Source organism: Marinobacter excellens LAMA 842 (assembly GCF_001574445.1).
Taxonomy (GTDB): Bacteria; Pseudomonadota; Gammaproteobacteria; order Pseudomonadales; family Oleiphilaceae; genus Marinobacter; species Marinobacter shengliensis.
Window position 1 is genome coordinate 31927 of the sequence record NZ_LOCO01000007.1, and the last position, 21731, is coordinate 53657.

Genomic DNA, 21731 nt, shown 5'->3' on the forward strand with positions numbered 1-21731 from the left:
TTGAAATGTGGAGTACATCCCATGGCAGACCCCCAGGCTCTTCTTGAAAGTCTTGATCAACTCCGGTCCGAGCTGGACCAGGCCCTCGCTGCCCAGGACTGGGAGCAACTTGCGGAACTGAATGCCCGCGTTAAACCCGCAATTGAACCGTTAATGGTGGAGCTGGAACAGGGGCGCATCGATCCGGCCCTGATCAGGGACCGCCTGGACGCTTTGAATCAGTTCGTGGAAGCGGCAAACCAGGCTGCGGTCAAGGCCCGGGATGAAGCCCGGGAATCGCTCAAGGGCGTCAATGAAAACCGTACGGCGGCCCGTGCTTATCAGAACGTTTCAACAAACCGCCAAAGATAGCGTCATAAAATTGACTCCTGAGCTTATACAGTCTTAAATACCGCACAAATTCCCAAAGAGATTCTCGTGAATGTCCAAAAATAACAAAGTGCTGGTGCTGAGTGAGGATGACTCCAGGCGCAGGGACCTGATCACCATTCTCGAATTTGTCGGCGAAGAGCAGGTGCTGGCCGGTGACGAAGCATTGGCGCTTTTGGAGAGTGACGACGAGCAGACCAAAGAAAGTATCGGCGTAGCCGTGATCAACGGCGAAGAAGCCGCCAGCACCGCGCATGTTCAGAGGGTGTGCAAACTGGCCCAGGGGCTACCGATTCTTCTGGTGGGTGACCCGGATCTCAAGGGCGTGTCAGAAGACGATGCGAACCGCATTATCGCCAGGATGGAATGGCCCCTGAACTACACCAAGTTTGTGGATTCACTCTACCGGGCCCAGATCTACCACGACCAGTTCAGTCGCAGCAAGGAGCGGGGGCAGCAGCGGGGTGTTCAGTTGTTCCGCAGTCTGGTGGGCACCAGTCGCAAGGTTCAGCAGGTGCGCCAGTTGATGGAACAGGTGGCTGATAAAGACGTCAGCGTTCTGATCACCGGTGAATCCGGCACTGGCAAGGAAGTGGTCGCCCGTAACCTGCATTATCATTCCTCCCGCCGGGATAAGCCTTTTGTGCCGGTCAACTGCGGCGCCATTCCCGCAGAGTTGCTGGAGAGCGAGCTGTTCGGGCATGAGAAAGGAGCCTTTACCGGCGCCATTACCGCCCGGGTAGGGCGTTTTGAGTTGGCCGAAGGAGGCACCCTGTTCCTGGACGAAATCGGGGATATGCCGCTGAACATGCAGGTTAAGATTCTGCGGGTGTTGCAGGAGCGTACCTTTGAGCGTGTGGGCAGTAACCGTACCCAGTCTGCTGATGTGCGGGTGATTGCCGCCACTCACAAGCATCTCGAAGACATGATTGAATCCGGCGATTTCCGGGAAGACCTCTATTACCGTCTCAATGTATTTCCCATTGAAATGCCGGCGCTGCGAGAGCGGGTTGAAGACATACCGTTGCTGATCAATGAGCTGATCTCCCGGATGGAGAAAGAGAAGCGCGGCTCACTGCGGATGAACTCCGCTGCCATCATGAGCTTGTGTCGCCATGACTGGCCGGGTAACGTGCGGGAGCTGGCGAACCTGGTGGAGCGTTTGGCGATCATGCATCCCTACGGCGTGATTGGTGTGCAGGAGCTGCCCAAGAAGTTCCGCTACGTGGACGACTATGACGAGAATCGTCCGGTAGAGGACACCGGCATGCCATCGGCCATTCCCGGCCTGGTAGGACTGGATGCGCCGGCCCTGTTGCCGGTGAACGGTATCGATCTCAAGGATTACCTCTCCAATCTGGAGAAGCAGCTTATTCAGCAGGCGCTTGATGAAGCTGCCGGCGTAGTGGCGCGGGCGGCCGAGAAACTCAGAATCCGCCGTACCACCCTGGTGGAAAAAGTCCGAAAATACGGCCTTCGGGAAGAGTCAGACGAAGGTTGATCGCTCCCCCTGAGCGGCGTCAAAGGTTTGTAACCTTCGGCGCCGTTCGCATTTCTGACCGACGGAAACTTGTCGGTCTCCAGTTTGTATTTTTCTTAACACTCTAAAAAATATAATAAAATTCAAGTTGGCACAGTGTTGGCTTTACCAAACCTGAACGAAAGATCCGTTGGCCCGGTCAGGGCTCGTCAGGGGGAAGGTTATGAGTCACGCACGCGTTGCCATGGAATCCGGTCACCAGAAGTCAGGTGCCAATGCCGCTGCTGATGTTAATGACAAGGTCACCGCTCTGTTTCCACAACAGGGTGATGAGGCCGTGGACTCTGCGCTTGAGTTGTTTAATCGCATGTCCCGGCAGATTACCGACTCCTACCGAACCCTGGAATCCCGCGTAAACCAGCTTTCCGGTGAACTCTCCCACGAGACGCTTCAGCGTCAACAGGAGTTGGAGGAAAAGGAACAGTTGGCAGACCGGTTGTCGACTCTGCTCAAGGCCCTGCCGGCTGGCGTGGTGGTGCTGGATCAGCAAGGCGTGGTCAGCCAGTGCAATCCGGCGGCCATTGCGCTGTTGGGGGAGCCCCTGGATGGCGAGCGTTGGGTGGATGTTATCCGACGCTGCTTTTCTCCCCGCAGCGATGACGGTCACGAAGTGTCCCTCAAAGATGGCCGGCGCGTCAGCATTGAAATCCGGACCATGGAAAACCAGCCCGGCCAGTTGATTCTGTTAACCGACCTGACCGAGACCCGGCAGCTGCAGTCGCAATTGGCACATGCCCAGCGCCTGTCTGCCATGGGCCGGATGGTGGCGTCCCTGGCCCATCAGATCCGCACTCCGTTGTCTGCCGCCATTTTATACGGCGGTCACCTGAGCCAGCCGGATCTGGACGAAGAGCTGCGTCAGCGGTGCGCTTCACGACTGATGTCGAGGTTGACTCACCTGGAGCAGCAGGTGCGGGACATGCTGATTTTCGCCCGTGGCGAAACCCGCCTGGCGGAGGAGTTGTCGGCCGGCAAGCTGGTGGTCTCCCTGTCAGCGGCTGTGGAGGGCCTCAAGCCCGCCAGTGGCGTTACCGTGGCTCTGGATAGCCGGATTGATGAGCAGTGCCGTTTGATGTGCAACCGGGATGCCCTGGTCGGCGCCTGCATGAACCTGGTGAACAACAGCCTGGAAGCCGGTGCCACCGACGTGCAAGTTCAGCTGGCGTCCTCCGCTCAAGGTATGGAGATACGGGTGCTGGACAATGGCCCGGGCTTTTCGAAAGAGCAGTCTGGAAGGATCACCGAAGCATTTTACACCACCAAGTCTCACGGCACCGGTCTAGGCCTGGCCGTGGTGCAGGCGGTGGTCAAGGCCCATAATGGCCGGTTTTCTATTTTCTCGCCGGAGCAGGGCGGCGCAGTGGCGACACTGCAGCTGCCGACCCTGGCCGACAGAGCATAACGAATAGACGTTGGAGGCAGATACCATGGCGAAGGCCCAGATTCTGATTGTTGAGGATGACAGGGACCTGCGGGAGGCGCTGGTCACCACCCTGGAGCTGGCAAAGTTCCGGGTGCGGGAAGCTGCCAGCGGCCAGGAGGCGCTTGCCGCCCTGGCTCGCGACCCCGTCGATATGGTGGTCAGCGACGTCAACATGCCGGGAATGTCTGGTCACGAGCTGCTGGCGGAAGTACAGCGTCATTATCCCGGGCTGCCGATGATGCTGATCACTGCCTATGGCCAGATCAGCCACGCGGTGTCTGCCATGCAGTCCGGAGCCATTGATTATCTGGTCAAACCCTTCGAGCCTCAGGTTCTGGTGGAGGCGGTCACCAGGGTGGTTGGCGGAGCAAAACCCAAATCCGGTGACGAACCGGTGGCGGAAGATCCTATCAGCAAACGAATGTTCCAGTTGGCGGCGAAGGTTGCCGGCAGCGATTCCACGGTCATGATCTCCGGCGAGAGCGGCACCGGTAAAGAGGTGCTCGCCCGCTATATTCACCAGCAGTCGCCCCGGGCAGACCAGCCCTTTGTGGCGATTAACTGTGCCGCCATTCCCGAGAACATGCTTGAGGCCATACTGTTTGGTCACGAGAAAGGCGCCTTCACCGGGGCGGTGGCGTCGTCCCCGGGCAAGTTCGAGCAGGCCAATGGCGGCACCATCCTGCTGGACGAAATTTCCGAAATGGATCTTGGCTTGCAGTCTAAACTCCTACGGGTGTTGCAGGAGCGTGAAGTGGAGAGGGTAGGCGGGCGAAAAACCATCCCGCTGGATGTTCGTGTCGTGGCAACCACCAACCGCGACCTGGCGGATTACGTCCGTGAGGGCAAGTTCCGTGAAGACCTGTATTACCGGCTAACGGTGTTCCCCATGCACTGGCAGCCGCTGCGGGAGCGACCGCTGGATATACTGCCGCTGGCCAAATTCCTGCTCAAGAAGCACTGCCGTAAAATGAAGCTTACCGGTATTGCTCTGGCGGAGGATGCGCGCAAGGCACTGATCAGCCACCGCTGGCCCGGTAATGTTCGCGAGCTTGATAATGCCATTCAGCGGGCGCTGGTATTGCAGCAGGGCAATGTGATTCACGAGGGTGATTTATGCCTGGAGCTGGGGATCACTGGCCGGGCCGATTTCGGCTCACCGGGTTTGCACAGTGTCGCACCACAGATTAATCACCAGCCGTCAGAGCCCGACCCCCTCCATTCCGTTCCTATGGAGTCGGCACCGGAAACGCTTAGTGAGGAGCTTCACGAGGCCGGTTCACTGGGGGATGATCTGCGACAGCAGGAGTTCCGTATCATTATCCAGACGCTCAGGAAAGAACGGGGCCGTCGCAACCGGGCCGCAGAGCAGCTGGGTATCAGCCCAAGAACGCTCCGCTACAAACTGGCCCAGATGCGCGATGCCGGAATCGACCTTGAGTCCGAACTTGCGTTGGCCTGAAAGCCGTTTTTGTTTGTTGTCTAGACCTATACTCCTTCGGGCACCCTACGGGGTGCCGGTTTTTATACGCCTGTCCTTGCTACCTGTCTTCGTCAAATGTCCGTCACTGATTAACCCTCTCTGACATTAATGCTACTCAATCTATTGAATTGAAACGATAAAGTGTTTCTGGCCTGTCATTTGCTTAGCCATATCCATGTAACGAACAAGTGAAGCCCGAGGGCTTAGCCTGGTTAGCGTGGAGAGAAATATGGTTCAGCGTGCCGACATCAACAGTGTTCTGTCAGATATCCGTTCCCTGCGTTCCCAGATGATGCAGAACCAGCGTATTGAGCAGGATCAATCGGTTCGTGGCCGTGTTGACGGCCCGCGCAACGTTCAGGAACCCCGGGAAATTCCCAGTTTCAGCGATATGCTGGGCAATGCGGTCAACAGTGTGAATGATGCCCAGAAGCAGGCCGGCGACCTGCGCACGGCCTACGACATGGGCGACCCCAATGTCGATATCACCCGAGTGATGATTGCCGCCCAGAAATCCAGTGTGTCTTTCGAGGCGCTCACCCAGGTGCGTAACCGGGTGGTACGAGCGTACGAAGACATCATGAATATGCCGATCTGATAACGGAGCACCAGCATGGCAAGCGTACCAGCACAAACCACTGCCACTGACGTGCCGGCAACCCAGGACGCGGATGCACCTGAAAGCCGCAGCAACCTTCTGCTGGGCTTCAACCGCCTGAATCTGTTACGACAGGTTGGCCTGATGGTCGGCCTGGCGGCCAGTGTTGCGCTAGGGGTTGCCGTGGTGCTTTGGGCCCAGGAGCCCAACTACCAGCCGGTTGTGGGGGATCTCTCTGCTTACAACCCACAGGATGTCACGACCATTCTGGACAGCAATGGCATCAAGTACCGGATGGATCCGCGCACTGGCGCGCTCCTGGTTCCTTCTAATGAAGTTCATAACGCCCGCCTGAAACTGGCCGCCGAAGGGGTGACCGATCGGCGTACCATCGGTTACGAGTTGCTGGATCAGGACCGGGGGCTGGGTACCTCCCAGTTCATGGAAACCATCAGCTATCGCCGTGGTCTCGAGGGTGAGCTGGCCCGCACCATCGCCACCATGCGTGGTGTACGCAATGCCCGGGTACACCTGGCCATTCCCGAGCGTTCGGTGTTTATCCGGGATGCCCGAGAGCCAACGGCGTCGGTGTTCCTGGAAGTGTTTGCCGGTCGCCGGCCTGAACAGGAACAGATCCGCGCCATTGTTAACCTGGTCGCCGGCAGCGTGCCGATGATGAGCCGGGAACAGGTCACGGTGGTGGATCAGAACGGCAATCTGCTGACCGGGGACGAAACCCGGGCTAATGCCGACCAGATGAAAGACCAGTACGAGTATACGGCGCGGGTTGAAGACCGTCTTTCGCGCCGGGTGGCGTCAATGATCGCCCCGATTGTCGGCATTGGACGCTTCCGTACGGAAGTCACCGCAGATCTCGATTTCTCCGCCGTGGAGCGGGCAGAAGAACTGTATAACCCGGAACAGCAGGCGGTGCGCAGCGAACGGGAGCTGAGTGAACAACGCGGTGCCGGTGCGAACGGTGGCATTCCGGGCGCCTTGAGCAACCAGCCCCCGGGCAATGCAACCGTGCCCGAACAGGCAGCGGGCCAGGAAGGTGATGGTGCTCCCGCGGCACCTCCGGTGAATGTGCGTCGTGAATCCACCCGAAACTATGAACTGGACCGCACCGTCAGCTATACACGTCAGCAGTTGGGCGGTATCAAGCGGGTAACCGTTGCCCTGGCAGTGGATGACATGAAGGTGGTGAACCCGGAAACAGGGCAGGTTACCTACGAGCCCTGGCCGGAATCCGAACTTCAGCGCCTGAGTATGCTGGTGCGGGATGCGGTCGGTTACTCGGCCGCCCGAGGCGACAGTGTGACGGTTATGAACACGGCGTTTTCGCCGGAAGAATCGGTGGAGTTTGAGACGCCTGGATTCTGGGAGCAGCCCTGGTTCTGGGACCTGATGAAGCAGGTTCTGGCCGGCCTGGTGATTCTGATTCTGGTGTTAGGCTTGCTACGGCCCGCGCTCAAGAGCCTTTCTGGCGCGGGAACCAAAGAGCGCAGTGATGAATCTGACGGTGGTGGTTACGGTGGCTTGGATGGAATCGAGGGCGGCGATGCGCTCAGAGACGCCATGTCAGCTCAGGATGATCTGCTTTTGCCGGGTGCCACAGACAGTTATGATAGGCAATTGAATGCTCTCAAAGGCCTGATTGCGGAAGACCCGGCCAGGGTTGCTCAGGTCATGCGCCAGTGGGTGAATGTCGATGACTGAAGAGAACGCTCAGTTCCAGGGGGATAACACCCCCAGAAAACAGCAGCGCAAGATTCCGCGTGTCGAGCAGGCGGCCATACTGTTGATGTCCCTGGGCGAGGCAGATGCCGCCGAGGTGCTCAAACACATGGGCCCGAAAGAAGTACAGCGTGTGGGCGTTGCCATGGCCCAGATGAGGGATATCAGTAAAGACGACGTCACCTTTGTGTTGAACCAGTTTGTCGAAGCCGTGGGCGGCCAGACCGGGCTCGGGGTTGGTAATGACGATTACATCCGGGCCATGCTGACCCAGGCCCTGGGCGATGACAAAGCCGCCAGTTTGATTGACCGGATTCTGGTGGGCGGCAACACCACGGGCCTGGATACCCTGAAATGGATGGAGCCGCGGGCCGTTGGCGATATTATCCGTTACGAACACCCCCAGATTCAGGCCATCGTCATTTCCTACCTTGATCCGGACCAGGCCGCCGAAATTCTGGCAACCCTGGATGAAAAAGTCCGGCTTGATGTCATGATGCGGGTAGCTTCTCTGGAAAGCATCCAGCCCCAGGCCCTGCAGGAGCTCAACGACATTCTCGAAAAACAGTTCTCTGGCGGTTCCGCAGCCCAGACCAGTCGGATTGGCGGTGTCAAACGGGCGGCGGATATCATGAACTTCATGGACCGTGGCATTGAAGGTAACCTGATGGACTCCATCAAGGACATGGACCCGGATCTGGCCTCAACCATTGAAGACCTGATGTTTGTCTTCGACAACCTCAAGGAAGTGGACGATCGCGGCATTCAGGCGCTGCTCCGGGAAGTATCTTCCGAAGTGCTGGTGGTTGCCCTTAAGGGCGCTGATGATGCGGTCAAGGACAAGATCTTCAAGAATATGTCGAAGCGTGCCGCTGAACTTCTGCAGGACGATCTGGAAGCGAAGGGTCCGGTGAAAGTCAGCGAGGTGGAAGCCGCCCAGAAAGACATCATTACCGTGGCACGCCGGATGGCGGAAGCCGGTGAGATTTCCCTTGGTGGTGCCGGTGAAGAAATGATGTGATGAAAGATTCAGACCAGGACACCAAGCGCATTCCGAAAGAACAGCTGACCGCCTGGGAACGGTGGGAACTTCCCCTGCTTGATGAACGGGGCAACCAGGTGGTTCAGGAGCAGGAAGTCAAACCGCTGACAGCGGCGGATCTTGAAGAGATTCGTCAGGCCGCCAGGGAAGACGGCTTTCAGGAAGGCCGGGAGGCAGGCTACCAGGAAGGCTTTGAGAAAGGCCGTGCCGAGGGGCACCAGCAGGGGCTTCAGGCCGGCGAAGCAGAGGGCCGGGAACAGGGCCAGCAGCAGGCCGAAGAAGCGACTCGAAAGGAAGTGGAATCCCGGGTTGGTCGCCTGGAGCATTTGCTGGGCGAACTGGTGTTGCCGATCCAGCGCCATGAGGAAGAACTGGAATCTGTATTGGTCAATTTGACCACCGCGCTGGCCAGGGCGGTGGTTTACCGGGAGCTGAGCCTGGACTCTTCCCAGATTCGCCAGGTGGTCCGTAAAGCCCTTGCGGCCTTGCCTTCCACCGCCGATAACCTCCGAATACATATTCACCCGGATGATCTTGAGCCGGTTCGCGAAGTGGCCGAACGGTTGGAAGTCAGTCCCTCAATCATCGAAGACGACACCCTGATGCCTGGCGGATGTAAAGTAGAGTCCCGCTACAGTCTGGTGGACTACACCGTTGAGAAACGCTTTCAGAAGGCGGTACAGGGCATGCTTGAGGGGCAGTTGAGTAATCGCGCCGGCGCCGAAGATGAAGAACAGGGCGAGGACGATGACCTACCGCCTGGCTGAACGCCTGCGCCAGCTTCAGGGCGCCATTGTTGCTGAACCCGAACCGGAATTGTCTGGTCGACTGACCCGCATGGTGGGCCTGACCCTCGAGTGTGTTGGCTGCCCGATGGTCGTGGGTGATCGTTGCATCATTCAGGGTGAAGGCAGCGGCAGTGTGGAAGCAGAAGTGGTTGGCTTCGAGGAAGACAAGGTTTACCTGATGCCGCTAACGGCCATCGAAGGCTTGAAGCCCGGCGCCAGGGTGATTCCACTGTCATCGGCCAGCCTGGTGCCGGTCGGCCCGCAAATGCTGGGGCGGGTAGTGAACGGTGCCGGCGATCCGTTGGATGGCAAAGGGCCTTTGCAGGCTGAGGCCAGGGTCCAGCTGACTGGAGACATCATTAACCCACTGAACCGGGCTCCGGTTCGGCAGTCCATGGACGTGGGTATCCGGGCGATCAACGCCTTGCTGACTGTGGGCCAGGGCCAGCGGCTGGGGCTGTTCGCCGGCAGCGGTGTGGGTAAAAGTATGCTGCTTGGCATGATGACCCGGTTTACCGACGCCGATATCACCGTGGTTGGCCTGATTGGTGAGCGGGGTCGGGAGGTAAAGGAGTTCATCGAAGACATTCTGGGCGAGGAAGGTCTGGCCCGCTCGGTTGTGGTGGCTGCCCCGGCGGATGATTCGCCGCTGATGCGGCTGCGAGCCGCCATGCTGACCACCCGTATTGCCGAGTACTATCGTGATCAGGGGAAGCGGGTGCTGCTGTTGATGGATTCGCTTACCCGTTATGCTCAGGCCCAGCGTGAGATCGCCCTGGCTGTGGGGGAACCGCCCGCCACAAAAGGCTATCCGCCCTCGGTCTTCGCAAAATTGCCACAGTTGGTTGAACGGACCGGCAACGGACGGCCAGGTGGTGGCTCCATCACCGCCTTTTATACCGTTCTGACAGAAGGCGATGACCAGCAGGATCCGATTGCCGATGCTGCCCGGGCGATTCTGGATGGCCATATTGTGTTGTCCCGCCGGTTGGCCGAAGAGGGCCATTACCCGGCCATCGATGTGGAAGCGTCTATCAGCCGGGTCATGCCTCAGGTTACCGAAGCCGAACATTTCTCCCGCGCCCAGCGGTTCAAGCAGGTGTATTCCCGTTACCAGCAGGCTCGGGATCTGATCAGTGTGGGTGCTTATGTCAAGGGCTCTGACCCTGAAACTGACTTTGCAATTCAGCACATCGGTAATATGCGGCAATTCCTGCAACAGGGGCTGAACGAGTCCGCCCCCTTGAGCGAGAGCATAGAACAGTTGCTGGAGGTGGTTCCGGAGCGCCGCTCGCCAGAACGGCGCAAGACGGCCGTTCATAACCCCGCCGCTGAGCGTGGTGAAGGTTAATGTTACGCTCGAAGCGGCTGGAACCGGTACTCGCCCTGGAAGAACGTAAGGAGCAGGAAGCTCTGGAGCGCATGGGTGAGGCCCGCAAGCTGGCTGAAGCGCATCGGGAACAGGTGGAAAACCTGGAACGCTATCAGCAGGAATACCGTGACCAGATCCGTGCCAACCAGCAGGGGGTGGTGCCCGTGGCTCGCTTGCAGGCCTGGCAAGCCTTTATTGCCCAGCTCGATCAGGTGATTGCCCAGCAGAACCGCCAGTTGCAGCAGGCCGAGCAGGTGTTCGAGGTTCGCCGCAAAGAGTGGCAGCAGGCCTGGGAGAGACGTCGGGGCATGGAAAAGTACATTGAATCCTGTCGCCAACAGGAACAGCGGGACCAGGACATGAAGGATCAGAAGTTGGCGGATGAAGCCGCCGGCCGTGCCTTCGCCCGCCGAAATCGATGACATGCCGGGTTGATCTCAATCAGTAATGTCAGATGCATTTTTCGCTAACTTGGCTATGCTTACCCAGATACGGTAGAAGCTGAACAGGGAGAACTGCCATGATCGTTGAACACAGGGGCCGGGGGGTGACGGAATGCCAATAGAAACGCGCCGGAGTGACGACGGTCAGACTCTGACAATCCGGGTAGAGGGCCGTTTCGATTTCAGCACTCATCAGGCCTTCCGAGACGCTTATGAGCACAGTGATGCCAGCGTCAACCGTTATGTGATCGACCTCTCCGACACCACTTACCTCGACAGCTCCGCCCTGGGTATGTTGCTCCTGTTGCGGGACCATGCCGGTGGAGACAGTGCCAGTATCTCTATCGAGAACTGCAACAGCGATGTCCGGCGCATCCTCTCTATCTCCAATTTTGAGCAACTCTTCAGCATCGGCTGAGGCCGACGCCCTGAAGGTACTGATCGCTGAAGACAGCGACAGTGACCGGCTGATCCTCTCTGCCCTGGTTCGGCGACTTGGCCATCAAGTTGTTGAGGCCAGGGACGGCGTAGAGGCGGTTGCCATGTTCTGTGATCATCAGCCGGATATCGTCCTGCTGGATGCGCTGATGCCCAGGATGGATGGCATGGAGGCGGCCCGGCAGATCAAGGCCCTGGCCGGTGAACGCCTGGTCCCCCTGATCTTCCTGAGCTCCCTGTCCGATGCCGCTGAGCTGGCTCGTTGCCTGGAGGCTGGGGGGGACGATTTTCTGGCGAAACCCTATAACCGGGTGATCCTGGAAGCCAAGATCAATGCCTTCAATCGCATGCGCAAGATGCACCAGGTGTTATCAGACCAGCGGGACCAGATCCGCCGACAGCACGAACAACTGGTCGAGGAACAGATGGTCGCCCGGCGGGTATTCGACAACGTTGCCCATACCGGATGCCTGAATGCCCCCCATATTCGCTACCACGCTTCCCCGCTGTCTGTCTTCAATGGTGACGTACTGTTTGCGGCGGAACGTCCCGGGGGCGGTACATTGATATTTCTGGGAGATTTCACTGGCCATGGCTTGCCTGCGGCCATCGGCGCGATGCCCGTTGCCGAGATTTTCTACGGCATGGCAACCAAGGGGTTTGGCGCGGCGGACATTCTCTCTGAGATCAATCGAAAGCTGAAAAAGATCCTGCCGGTGGGGATGTTCTGTTGTGGGGCCATGCTCGATGCTGATTTCAAGCTGGGCCAGCTGCGCGCCTGGAATGGCGGATTGCCGGATGGCTGGTTGGTGCGTGCCAATGGCAAACACCTGACCATCCCCTCCCGGCATTTGCCGTTGGGGGTTCAGGCCCCCGATCAGTTCCAGGCCTCCATGACGGTACTGCCTGTGCAACCTGGTGACCAGGTTGTCATCATGACTGATGGCTTCCCGGAATCACGGAATGTCCGGGGTGAGCAATTCGGGGAAGCAGGCGTACACCGGGTTCTGGCGGATCTTGATCCACCAAAGGAGCCCTTTGATGCGTTGATGGAGCACATCCGGATGTTCACCGGAAAACCGGATGCCGCGGATGATCTGACGCTGTGTGCGCTGGAAATCATTCATCACGAACAGCTCCAGGCACGGAATGACCGGGCGCCGGAATCGGCGCTGTCCGGGCCGGTCGACTGGCACTGTGTCTATGAAGTGCGAGAGCGAACGCTAGCGGATTTCAATCCGCTACCCCTACTGCTCCACATTTGTATGGAAGTCCCTGGTCTTCGTCGCAAGAGCGGTGAGGTTTACACCCTGTTGTCCGAGCTCTACAACAACGCCCTGGAACACGGCGTGCTCGAACTGCCGTCGGATTGGAAAACATCCCCCGACGGATTTGGCCACTACTACAAAGAAAGAAGACGTCGACTGGCCCATACCAACGGCCACTATATCCGGTTTGCCCTGAGCCATCAGCCCACGGATACCGGCGGTCGGTTGCATGTGGTTTGTGAGGATAGCGGGCAGGGCTTTGATTTTGAGAGTTATTCTGAGAAGGTGTTGGAACAGAGGTTACCGCCCGGTACACGTTACGCGGGCCGCGGCCTTGAACTATTGCGCCGGATGACCCGGCAGTTGAGGGTGCATGGGCGCGGCAATCATGTAGAAATCGTTTATGATTGGGAGTCAACCGCACTCGCCGACAATGCGCCTTCCGGCCACAACGATACGCAGAGGATTGCAGATGACTGACAAACCACATCTTGACGAAGAGGCGTTGGCTGAATTGCAGGATGTCATGGAAGATGAGTTTGAAGTATTGATTCAGACCTATCTGGCAGACTCGCGAACGCGCCTAGACAGCCTCAGGCAGAACCTGGAAGCAGGCGACGCCGATGCCTTTGCCAAAACCGCCCATAGTTTCAAGGGCAGCTGTATCAATATCGGTGCGCCGTGTCTCGGGGCATTGTGTATGGAGGCTGAGCAGGCGGGTAAAGCTGGCAACCTGGATGAAGCAGAACCCATTGTCAAAGCCATAGAGGTGGAATTCTCAGAGGTAACCACACGGCTGACACCCTTTGGTGAATCAACCTGAGGCTTGTTCTGGCATCGCTTTTGCAATCTTCTGCTCAGAGCCCGATTGCGGGTAACTCAGGTTGATAAAGCGGCAAGAGGTTGCCATGCAGCAGATGATTCTTCCCCAAGCGCCATTTCCAGGGGCACAGAAGGACACAGCGACTAACAAACCGGCGGGCAATCGGGATTCCGGCTCTGAATCTCGGTTTGACGAGGTCTCCCGCGCAGAAAGGAAGCGCCTGGACCAAAAGCAGGCAGACCGTCAGGACCAGAGCCGAGCGGTTCAGGACAAGCGCGAAGCCCGGCGTGCCGACAAGAAAGACGTCAATGCGCCCAAAGAGTCCACTGCCTCGGAAAGTGCCGATAAGCCGGGCGCCCCGGTTACAGCGGGTAAAGAGCCTGGTTCACAGCGCACGGCGGCCGAACAGGACGATCCTGCCCAGATTGATGCAGTGACCATGACCTTCGCCAGTCTGCAGTCCTTGCTAACGCCAGCAGGCAATGCCTTGCCGGCTACGGATGCCGATCCCCTGATGAACCCCGCCCTGATGCCGATGGCTGGCATGCAAGGCGCCATCAGTGGCCAGAACGGACAACAAGGCCCGGCTACCGCCACCATGAATCTGAGTACGCAATTAACTGACCTGTTGTCGGCCGGCGTGGCCGGTGAAAGTACAAGACCGGTTGATCCCGCCAACCTGTTGTCGGCCCCCAGATTCCAGGCAGCCCTCGAGGTTGCTTCACAACAGGCGGCCCAGCCCGCACGGCTGGCGGCAGAGGCTGCTGTGCCCCTGAAGGGATATGCCACATCGGTAGAAGTGCCCGTGGGGCAGGCGGAATGGGGCGACAAGGTGATGGGCAAGCTCAGCTGGCTGACCGCCCGAAACATGTCTGTGGCAGAAATTCACCTGACGCCGCCGGATATGGGACCGATGGAGGTAAAGGTTCGGGTGCAGAATGACCAGGCCAACATCACCGTGCATGCCGCCAACCCGGTTGTACGGGAGCAGCTGGAACTCAACTCCCACAGGCTGCGGGATATGCTGGGGGAGCAGGGTTTGTCTCTGAGTCAGTTTGATGTTTCCGACCAGCCGGGCAGGCAGGGTGGTGAGCAGGGAGATGGTTCCGGAGAGCATGCGTCGGCTGGCGCAAGTGGCGGGCCGTTGACCGGAGATACGGATGAGTCCCTGCAAGAGATGGCTGGCCTCGACCTGGCCTGGAAGGGTGAGGTGGATGTGTTTGCCTGATTTTGTTCGTTTTCTGACCGCTTTGCGTTAACTCTCCAATCCTCTTTGCCCATCCCCTCCGGCAACGCTAAACTGCGGTTCTGAACCGGGGGGATGGGAGTTCTGGCCCGCCCCTTGCATTAATCATGGAAAGTCAGGTGCAGATTGCCTGACTGACAAAAATCTGACAAAGCGGACATTATGGCTGAGAACACTGCTGCACCGGCACCCGCCAAGAAAGGTAAACTGAAGCTCATCATCATGCTGGTGGTGATCATTGTTCTGGCGGTTGCGCTTTCGGTCGCAGGAACGCTCTGGTTCCTTGGCGGGGGGCTTCCAGGTGGCGGAGAGGGAGAGCAGCAGGCCTCTCCGGCAGAGCCGGCCTTTGTCGCCAGCAGCTATATTGACCTGGAGCGCCCGCTGGTGACGACAGTTCAGGCCCAGGGGCGCCAGCGTTATGCCCAGGTTCATCTGTCACTTGAGGCGCCGGACCCAGCCGCCCTGGCCGCGGCGGAAACGCACATGCCGTTGATTCGCAGCCAGTTGGTGATGGTGCTTGGAAACAGTGAATTCAATGAGCTGCAAACGCCGGAAGGGCGGTCAACCCTTGCTGAGCAGCTGCTGGCTACCGTGAATCAGGTGCTCGAGGAAGAAGGCGAGCCGTCGATCAAGCGGGTGCTATTCAGAAATTTTGTAGTGCAATAGGTACCCGATCGGGTAAACGAATCTCAGGGCAGGGTCAGGTATGCAGGATTTATTGTCACAGGACGAAATTGATGCGCTTCTCCACGGTGTGGATGACGGTGACATAGATACCTATGAAGAGACTGATGAAACCGGCGTAAAGACCTACGACCTGGCCAGTCAGGACCGTATCGTCCGTGGCCGTATGCCCACCCTTGAGATGATCAACGAGCGGTTTGCCCGCTACACCCGTATCAGCCTGTTCAACCTTTTACGCCGGAATGCTGACGTCTCCACCGGTGGCGTGCAGATCATGAAGTTCGGTGAATATATTCACACCCTGTATGTGCCCACCAGTCTCAACCTGTGCAAGGTGCGCCCACTGCGTGGCACCTCGCTGTTCGTTCTGGACGCCAAGCTGGTGTTCAAGCTGGTGGATAACTTCTTCGGCGGGGAGGGCAGGCACGCCAAGATTGAGGGCCGTGAATTCACGCCCACCGAAACCCGCATTGTCCAGATGGTTCTGAACCAGGTTTTCCACGACATGAAAGAAGCCTGGCATGCGGTCCTGCAGGTGGAATTCGAATACCTGAGCTCGGAAGTGAATCCGGCGATGGCCAATATTGTCAGCCCGAGTGAAGTGGTGGTGGTCAGTACCTTCCATATCGAACTGGATGGCGGTGGTGGTGAGCTGCACTTTGCTTTGCCCTATTCCATGATTGAGCCCATTCGGGATGTGCTGGATGCCGGGGTGCAGAGCGATATCGACGATGTTGATGAGCGGTGGGTCAACGCCCTGCAGGAAGACATCAAGGAAGTGAATGTTCCGATCAATACAACGGTTTGCCGGCGCAGGATATCACTTAGGGATATTGCCAGGATGAAGGCCGGGGATGTGATCCCTGTAGAAGTGCCCGAGCATTTGACGGTTACCGCCAACGGAATTCCGATCTACAAGGCCACGCTGGGAACCCGAGACGGAAAGCTGGCGCTGAGAATTCATGAGCGGGCGACATTGCCCAAAGTAAAGAAACAACTGAAGGTGGGACGCAATGGCTGAGGACGACAAGAAAGACGATAAGGAGCTCAGCGAGGACGAAAAGCTGGCTGCTGAGTGGGAAGCTGCCATGGAGGAAACCGGCGGTTCTGAAGAGAGCGATGCGGATGGCCGTGAGGACGAATGGGCAGCAGCGATGGCCGAAGCCGAGGGAGCCGATGAGCCCGGGCAGGATGTCCGTGCCGCCCCGATGGAAGAATTCCCTGACGACGCAGGTATGGGTGGTAGCGGGGAAGCTCCGGATATCGACGTTATCCTCGATATTCCAGTGACCATCTCCATGGAAGTGGGCAACACCCAGATTCCAATCCGTAACCTGCTGCAGCTTAACCAGGGCTCTGTGATTGAGCTGGACAGACTGGCGGGTGAGCCGCTGGATGTGCTGGTGAATGGCACCTTGATTGCCCACGGTGAGGTTGTGATGGTGAATGAAAAGTTCGGTATCCGCCTGACCGATGTGATCAGCCCGGGTGAGCGCATCAAACGGTTGCAGAAGTAACATGGTGCGACTTCTGAACGGCCTGGTGCCCCTTATTTTTGCTGTTCCAGCATTCGCCGAGGAGGCCAGTGCACCGACTCGGGACGCTGGCCGAAACGCGCCGGAGACTCTGGGGACCATTGTCAGCCTGGGCCTTGGGTTGCTGGCGGTTGTCGCGGTGATCTACGGCTGTGCCTGGCTGATCCGGCGTATGAACGGCATGACCGGCATGAATAACAACGCGATCAAGGTGGTCTCTGTGCTGGCCATTGGGGCCCGGGAGCGGATTGCCCTGGTGGAGGTGGGTGGCCAACAGATATTGCTGGGTATTACCCCTTCCACCATTCGAACCCTGCAGGTGTTCGACCACCCGGTTGTGGATTCCGCCAACCCTCCCACCGGTGAGTTTGCCCGCCGGTTACAGGGCATGATCGGCAAGTCCTGGTCGGCACCGGAAAGGAAAGACTGACGCTATGACCGTGGCCCTGCTCAAACGCTGTCTGCTATTGCTTGTGCTGTTCCCTGGGTTGTTGCTGGCGCCTGTGGCTTTTGCCGACCTGCCAGGCATTCCGGCCTTTACGGTGCAGCCTGGAGAAAACGGAACCGAGGAATACTCGGTCACCCTGCAAATCCTGGCGTTGATGACAGCACTGACCTTCCTGCCCGCGATGTTGATGATGATGACATCGTTCACCCGCATCATCGTGGTCTTCGCCATTCTCCGGCAGGCCCTGGGGTTGCAGGCAACGCCATCCAACCAGATTCTGCTGGGTTTGGCACTGTTCCTGAGTATTTTTATTATGAAGCCAGTGCTGGAAGAGGCCAACCGGGTGGGGTTGCAGCCCTATATGCAGGAGGAGGTCACCTCCCTGGAAGCCGTGGAGCTGGCCAGTCAGCCGTTCCGCCGGTTCATGCTGGAGCAGACGCGGGAGTCAGATCTCGCGTTGTTCATGCGCATCGCCGATGTGCAGTATGAAACCCCCGAAGACGTTTCCTTCTGGGTGCTGATGCCGGCATTTGTGACCAGTGAACTCAAGACGGCGTTTCAGATCGGGTTTATTCTGTTCATACCCTTTCTAATCATCGATATGGTGGTGGCCAGTGTTCTGATGGCCATGGGTATGATGATGCTGTCGCCCATCATCATCTCCTTGCCATTTAAAATCATGCTCTTTGTTCTGGTGGATGGCTGGGCGCTGATCATGGGCACCCTTGCCGCCAGTTACGGGATATAGGAGGCCAGCCATGACCCCTGAGACCGTGATCGACATTTTGCGCGAAGCGCTCTGGATGATTGTTCTGTTGTCGGCTGTCATTATCGGGCCGGGCCTGGTGATTGGTTTGGTCGTGAGTACCTTTCAGGCGGCAACCCAGATCAACGAGCAGACTCTGAGCTTTTTGCCGCGCCTTCTGATTACACTGATAGTCATTATCGTTTGGGGTCCCTGGATGCTGACATTGTTGTTGGACCATGCAAACGGCCTCATTTCAAGCATTCCATTTCTGATCGGCTGACGGATGGTACCGGCAGAACTCAGTGCAGACCTGATCAGTCAATGGGTGGGTCAACACCTGTGGCCGTTGTTCCGGCTGGCCAGCTTTTTAATGGTCATTCCCATTTTCGGTACCCAGCTGGTGCCCGCACGGGTGCGGCTTGGGCTGGCCCTGCTGATGACCGTGCTTATTGCTCCATTGATTCCCGAAGTTCCCCAGGTTGAGGCGTTCAGTGCGGATGCCGTGGTGATCACCCTGCAGCAAATCCTGATCGGCGTCGGGCTGGGGTTTGCGCTGACCGCTCTGTGGCAGCTTTTCGTGATTGCCGGCCAGATGATCGCCATGCAGATGGGGCTTGGCTTTGCCTCCATGATGGACCCTTCCAATGGGGTGAGCGTTCCAGTGCTTGCGCAAATCTACACCATCACCATCACCCTGTTGTTTCTCGCCATGAACGGACACCTGGTGGCGTTCGAGGTGTTTATCGAGAGCTTCTATGTTCTGCCTATTGGTATGGAGGGACTCGGCCAGGCGGGGGTCTGGGAACTGGCTCACAGGATTACATGGATGTTTGCATCTGCGATGCTGTTGGCGCTGCCAGCGGTAACGGCAGTATTTATCGTCAACATTTCGTTTGGCGTGATGACACGAGCAGCCCCGCAGATGAACATTTTTGCACTAGGTTTCCCCATTGGCCTGATTTTTGGGTTGTTCGCTATCTGGGTGTTGCACGCCAATTTCCTGCCGCATTTTGACCAATACGCTCGTGAAACCTTCGATTTCATGCGACTGCTGCAAGGACAACCGTAGCGATGGCTGAAGAGAACGATAATAGCCAGGAGAAAACCGAGGAGCCTACGCCCCGACGGCTCGAAAAGGCCCGAGATGACGGCGAAACTGCGCGCTCAAAAGAGCTGGCGACGATGGCAGTCTTGCTGGCCGGTGCAGGCGGTCTCCTGATGTTTGGTGTCAGCATAGCCACCATGCTTGAGGAGCTGATGCGGGACGCCTTTATTATCGAGCGTGCTGCCGTTTTCGATACTCGGTATATGAGCGTGCAGCTCATACTCTCTACCAAAGCGGCTGTGGTTGCGTTGCTCCCGATCATGGTTCTGCTTCTTGTTGCTGCTATTGCGGGATCTGTAGGAATCGGCGGATTGCTGTTCAGCAGCAAAGCCATTGCGCCCAAACTCAATCGGATAGACCCTATAAAGGGCTTGGGCCGGATGTTTTCCATGCGATCCCTGATCGAGCTGGTCAAAGCGATCGCTAAGGTTGGGTTAGTACTTGTCGTAGCTATTCTCATTCTGGACCTCCGCACAGAAGACTTGCTTGCTATTGCTGAAGAGCCTGTCATACCTGCAATGGAACATGTGATGTGGACTGTTGCCTGGAGCTTTTTCCTGCTCTCTTCTGCCACCATCATCATTGCCATGATTGATGTGCCGTTTCAGATCTACGACCACCAGAAGAAACTGCGCATGACCAAGCAGGAGGTGAAGGACGAGTACAAGGACACCGAGGGTAAGCCAGAGGTAAAGGGCAAGATTCGCCAGTTGCAGCGTGAGATGGCCCAGCGCCGTATGATGCAGGATGTGCCGACAGCGGATGTGGTGATTACCAACCCGACCCATTATGCGGTGGCGTTAAAGTACAACCAGGATTCGATGGGCGCGCCGGTGGTGGTGGCCAAGGGGGCGGATGAGATTGCCTTCAAGATTATGGAGATTGCCCGTGAGCACAAGGTGGAGATTCTGCGCACGCCGCCGCTGACCCGGGCGGTGTATCACAACACCGATGTGGGGCAGGAGATTCCCGATGGTTTGTATATGGCCATTGCGCAGGTGCTGGCCTATGTGTTCCAGCTCCGGCAGTTCCGCAAGGGGCGCGGGGCCAAACCGGGTATGCCTGATTTTCCGATTCCGCCGGAGATGCGGCGCGATATTTAGATTTTGGAGTTTGGCTCTGATTGTAGCCTGATGGTTTGGTGCGGCGATCCGTCGGCATGGCCTCCCAAAAAACGCTACGAGCTCATCCATGAGCGCTCCGCTCCGGCCATCCATGGCCTTCGAGATTTTTGGGAGGCCATGCCTACGGCTCGCGACCGAATTGGCCACTATAGGAATCAGAGGGGTCGTGAATTGTATCGGACAGCGCCGGGATGGAAATCCGGCTGCTGTTAGGGGAGAGAGGTCAGGCCGAGCTCGTGTCGACCTGACCGGTTTCATTTACTAAGCCTTGGGCTCCTGAATTCGCTTACCCCAGGCTTCTTTCTCGCCAGGCAGAATCAGGTTCAGTGCGATCGCGACAACCGCACACAGTGCTATGCCTTCCAGCGTTCCAATCACCATGTTGCCGATACCGAACACCAGGGTTACGCCTACGATCACCAGGTTACGGGACTGGGACAGGTCTACCTGGTGGCGGATCAGGGTGTTCAGGCCGACCACGGCGATGGAGCCGAACAGCAGGCACAGGATGCCGCCCATAACCGGAACCGGGATGGTCTGCAGGGCTGCACCGAACTTGCCGACAAAGGCCAGGACGATGGCGGTACCGGCGGCCCACCACATCACTTTCGGGTTGAAGTTGCGGGTCAGCATCACGGCGCCGGTGACTTCTGAGTAGGTGGTGTTGGGTGGTCCACCGAGCATGGAGGCGGCACTGGTGGCCAGGCCGTCGCCAAGCAGGGTGCGGTGCAGGCCGGGTTTCTGCAGGTAGTTTTTGCGGGTGACGTTGCCGATGGCCAGTACGTCGCCGATGTGTTCGATGGCCGGAGCAATGGCGACCGGGATCATGAACAGGATCGCGCCCCAGCTGAAGGCAGGGGCGACGAAGTTGGGAACGGCGAACCACGGAGCTTCCTGAATTGGCGTGGTGTCTACAATGCCGGCAAACCAGGACAGGATGTAGCCGACGATAACGCCAAACATGATCGGGATCAGCCGGAAGATGCCCTTGGCCCAGACCGACATCACGATGGTAACGGCCAGGGAGATCATGGCGATGGTGATGGCGGTATTATAGGGCACCAGTTCGGCGGCGCCGTCGCCGGTGCGTCCAGAGGCCATGTGCACGGCCACAGATGCCAGCCCAAGGCCGATGGTCATAATCACCGGGGCGATGACCACAGGCGGCAGCAGGCGGGTGACAAAGCCCGTGCCCCGTGCCCGCACGGCGCCGGCGAGGATGATGTACAGGATGCCGGCCGCCATCAGGCCCCCAAGAGTTTCTTCCAGCCCGAAGCGGCCTTTGGCGGCGATGATTGGTGCGATAAAGGCAAAGGATGAGGCCAGGAAGATGGGAATCTGGCCACCGGTGACCACGTGGAAAATCAGGGTGCCGACGCCGGCAGTAAACAACGCGACGTTGGGGTCCAGCCCGGTGATCAGGGGCATCAATACCAGGGCGCCGAAGGCGACCAGTAGCATCTGGGAGCCGGCTAGTGACTGCTTCCATACGGGTTCATTGGTGTGTTCCTGCATGC

General features: G+C 58.1%; 23 protein-coding genes. 22 read left to right on the plus strand and 1 reads right to left on the minus strand.

Features of this window, described 5'->3' with window-relative positions; genetic code table 11:
- Positions 1 to 21 precede the first annotated feature (21 nt).
- From J122_RS08195 to flhB, 22 genes are all read left to right on the plus strand, one after another.
- Positions 22 to 351: a hypothetical protein gene (locus J122_RS08195; RefSeq protein ID WP_061331918.1), complete on the plus strand. Its 330-nt coding sequence runs from the start codon at positions 22 to 24 to the stop codon at positions 349 to 351.
- Between the two features lie 70 nt (positions 352 to 421).
- Positions 422 to 1870, plus strand: a complete 1449-nt coding sequence (locus J122_RS08200; RefSeq protein ID WP_061331801.1) for a sigma-54 dependent transcriptional regulator — start codon at positions 422 to 424, stop codon at positions 1868 to 1870.
- Between the two features lie 202 nt (positions 1871 to 2072).
- Complete coding sequence (locus J122_RS08205; RefSeq protein WP_061331802.1) at positions 2073 to 3311, plus strand: sensor histidine kinase; 1239 nt, start codon at positions 2073 to 2075, stop codon at positions 3309 to 3311.
- A gap of 25 nt (positions 3312 to 3336) precedes the next feature.
- Positions 3337 to 4794 carry a sigma-54-dependent transcriptional regulator gene (locus tag J122_RS08210; protein WP_058090178.1) on the plus strand — a complete coding sequence of 486 codons (1458 nt, stop codon included), beginning with the start codon at positions 3337 to 3339 and terminating at the stop codon, positions 4792 to 4794.
- A 250-nt stretch (positions 4795 to 5044) separates the two neighbouring features.
- On the plus strand, positions 5045 to 5413 hold the full coding sequence (gene fliE / locus J122_RS08215) for a flagellar hook-basal body complex protein FliE (RefSeq protein WP_058090177.1): 369 nt from the start codon (positions 5045 to 5047) through the stop codon (positions 5411 to 5413).
- Positions 5414 to 5428: 15 nt separating this feature from the next.
- A complete protein-coding gene (fliF, locus tag J122_RS08220) occupies positions 5429 to 7132 on the plus strand; it encodes a flagellar basal-body MS-ring/collar protein FliF (protein ID WP_058090176.1) in 1704 nt (567 codons plus the stop codon).
- Positions 7125 to 8171: a flagellar motor switch protein FliG gene (fliG, locus tag J122_RS08225; protein ID WP_058090175.1), complete on the plus strand. Its 1047-nt coding sequence runs from the start codon at positions 7125 to 7127 to the stop codon at positions 8169 to 8171. The genes fliF and fliG overlap by 8 nt, the downstream gene beginning before the upstream one ends.
- Entirely contained in the window at positions 8171 to 8959 is a 789-nt protein-coding gene (locus J122_RS08230) for a flagellar assembly protein FliH (protein WP_061331803.1), read from the plus strand. The genes fliG and J122_RS08230 overlap by 1 nt, the downstream gene beginning before the upstream one ends.
- Positions 8940 to 10331 carry a flagellar protein export ATPase FliI gene (gene fliI, locus J122_RS08235; protein WP_061331804.1) on the plus strand — a complete coding sequence of 464 codons (1392 nt, stop codon included), beginning with the start codon at positions 8940 to 8942 and terminating at the stop codon, positions 10329 to 10331. Before J122_RS08230 ends, fliI begins: the two co-directional genes overlap by 20 nt.
- Entirely contained in the window at positions 10331 to 10774 is a 444-nt protein-coding gene (gene fliJ, locus J122_RS08240; RefSeq protein ID WP_058090172.1) for a flagellar export protein FliJ, read from the plus strand. Before fliI ends, fliJ begins: the two co-directional genes overlap by 1 nt.
- Before the next feature lie 133 nt (positions 10775 to 10907).
- Positions 10908 to 11213: an STAS domain-containing protein gene (locus J122_RS08245; RefSeq protein WP_058090171.1), complete on the plus strand. Its 306-nt coding sequence runs from the start codon at positions 10908 to 10910 to the stop codon at positions 11211 to 11213.
- Positions 11188 to 12981 carry a SpoIIE family protein phosphatase gene (locus J122_RS08250; RefSeq protein ID WP_227510140.1) on the plus strand — a complete coding sequence of 598 codons (1794 nt, stop codon included), beginning with the start codon at positions 11188 to 11190 and terminating at the stop codon, positions 12979 to 12981. Before J122_RS08245 ends, J122_RS08250 begins: the two co-directional genes overlap by 26 nt.
- Entirely contained in the window at positions 12974 to 13324 is a 351-nt protein-coding gene (locus J122_RS08255) for an Hpt domain-containing protein (RefSeq protein WP_061331806.1), read from the plus strand. The genes J122_RS08250 and J122_RS08255 overlap by 8 nt, the downstream gene beginning before the upstream one ends.
- Before the next feature lie 85 nt (positions 13325 to 13409).
- A complete protein-coding gene (locus tag J122_RS08260; RefSeq protein ID WP_061331807.1) occupies positions 13410 to 14552 on the plus strand; it encodes a flagellar hook-length control protein FliK in 1143 nt (380 codons plus the stop codon).
- A gap of 180 nt (positions 14553 to 14732) precedes the next feature.
- A complete protein-coding gene (gene fliL / locus J122_RS08265) occupies positions 14733 to 15236 on the plus strand; it encodes a flagellar basal body-associated protein FliL (RefSeq protein WP_061331808.1) in 504 nt (167 codons plus the stop codon).
- A 40-nt stretch (positions 15237 to 15276) separates the two neighbouring features.
- A complete protein-coding gene (gene fliM, locus J122_RS08270) occupies positions 15277 to 16275 on the plus strand; it encodes a flagellar motor switch protein FliM (protein ID WP_058090166.1) in 999 nt (332 codons plus the stop codon).
- Complete coding sequence (gene fliN, locus J122_RS08275; RefSeq protein WP_058090165.1) at positions 16268 to 16771, plus strand: flagellar motor switch protein FliN; 504 nt, start codon at positions 16268 to 16270, stop codon at positions 16769 to 16771. Before fliM ends, fliN begins: the two co-directional genes overlap by 8 nt.
- A 1-nt stretch (position 16772) precedes the next feature.
- On the plus strand, positions 16773 to 17219 hold the full coding sequence (fliO, locus tag J122_RS08280; RefSeq protein ID WP_061331809.1) for a flagellar biosynthetic protein FliO: 447 nt from the start codon (positions 16773 to 16775) through the stop codon (positions 17217 to 17219).
- A gap of 4 nt (positions 17220 to 17223) precedes the next feature.
- A complete protein-coding gene (fliP, locus tag J122_RS08285) occupies positions 17224 to 17985 on the plus strand; it encodes a flagellar type III secretion system pore protein FliP (RefSeq protein WP_061331810.1) in 762 nt (253 codons plus the stop codon).
- Between the two features lie 10 nt (positions 17986 to 17995).
- Positions 17996 to 18265 carry a flagellar biosynthesis protein FliQ gene (fliQ, locus tag J122_RS08290; protein WP_061331811.1) on the plus strand — a complete coding sequence of 90 codons (270 nt, stop codon included), beginning with the start codon at positions 17996 to 17998 and terminating at the stop codon, positions 18263 to 18265.
- Between the two features lie 3 nt (positions 18266 to 18268).
- Entirely contained in the window at positions 18269 to 19054 is a 786-nt protein-coding gene (gene fliR / locus J122_RS08295) for a flagellar biosynthetic protein FliR (protein ID WP_061331812.1), read from the plus strand.
- A 2-nt stretch (positions 19055 to 19056) separates the two neighbouring features.
- Positions 19057 to 20193: a flagellar biosynthesis protein FlhB gene (flhB, locus tag J122_RS08300; protein WP_061331813.1), complete on the plus strand. Its 1137-nt coding sequence runs from the start codon at positions 19057 to 19059 to the stop codon at positions 20191 to 20193.
- 282 nt (positions 20194 to 20475) lie between these two features.
- Here flhB and J122_RS08305 read toward each other — a convergent pair whose 3' ends face one another.
- On the minus strand, positions 20476 to 21729 hold the full coding sequence (locus J122_RS08305; protein ID WP_061331814.1) for a uracil-xanthine permease family protein: 1254 nt from the start codon (positions 21727 to 21729) through the stop codon (positions 20476 to 20478).
- Positions 21730 to 21731 lie beyond the last annotated feature (2 nt).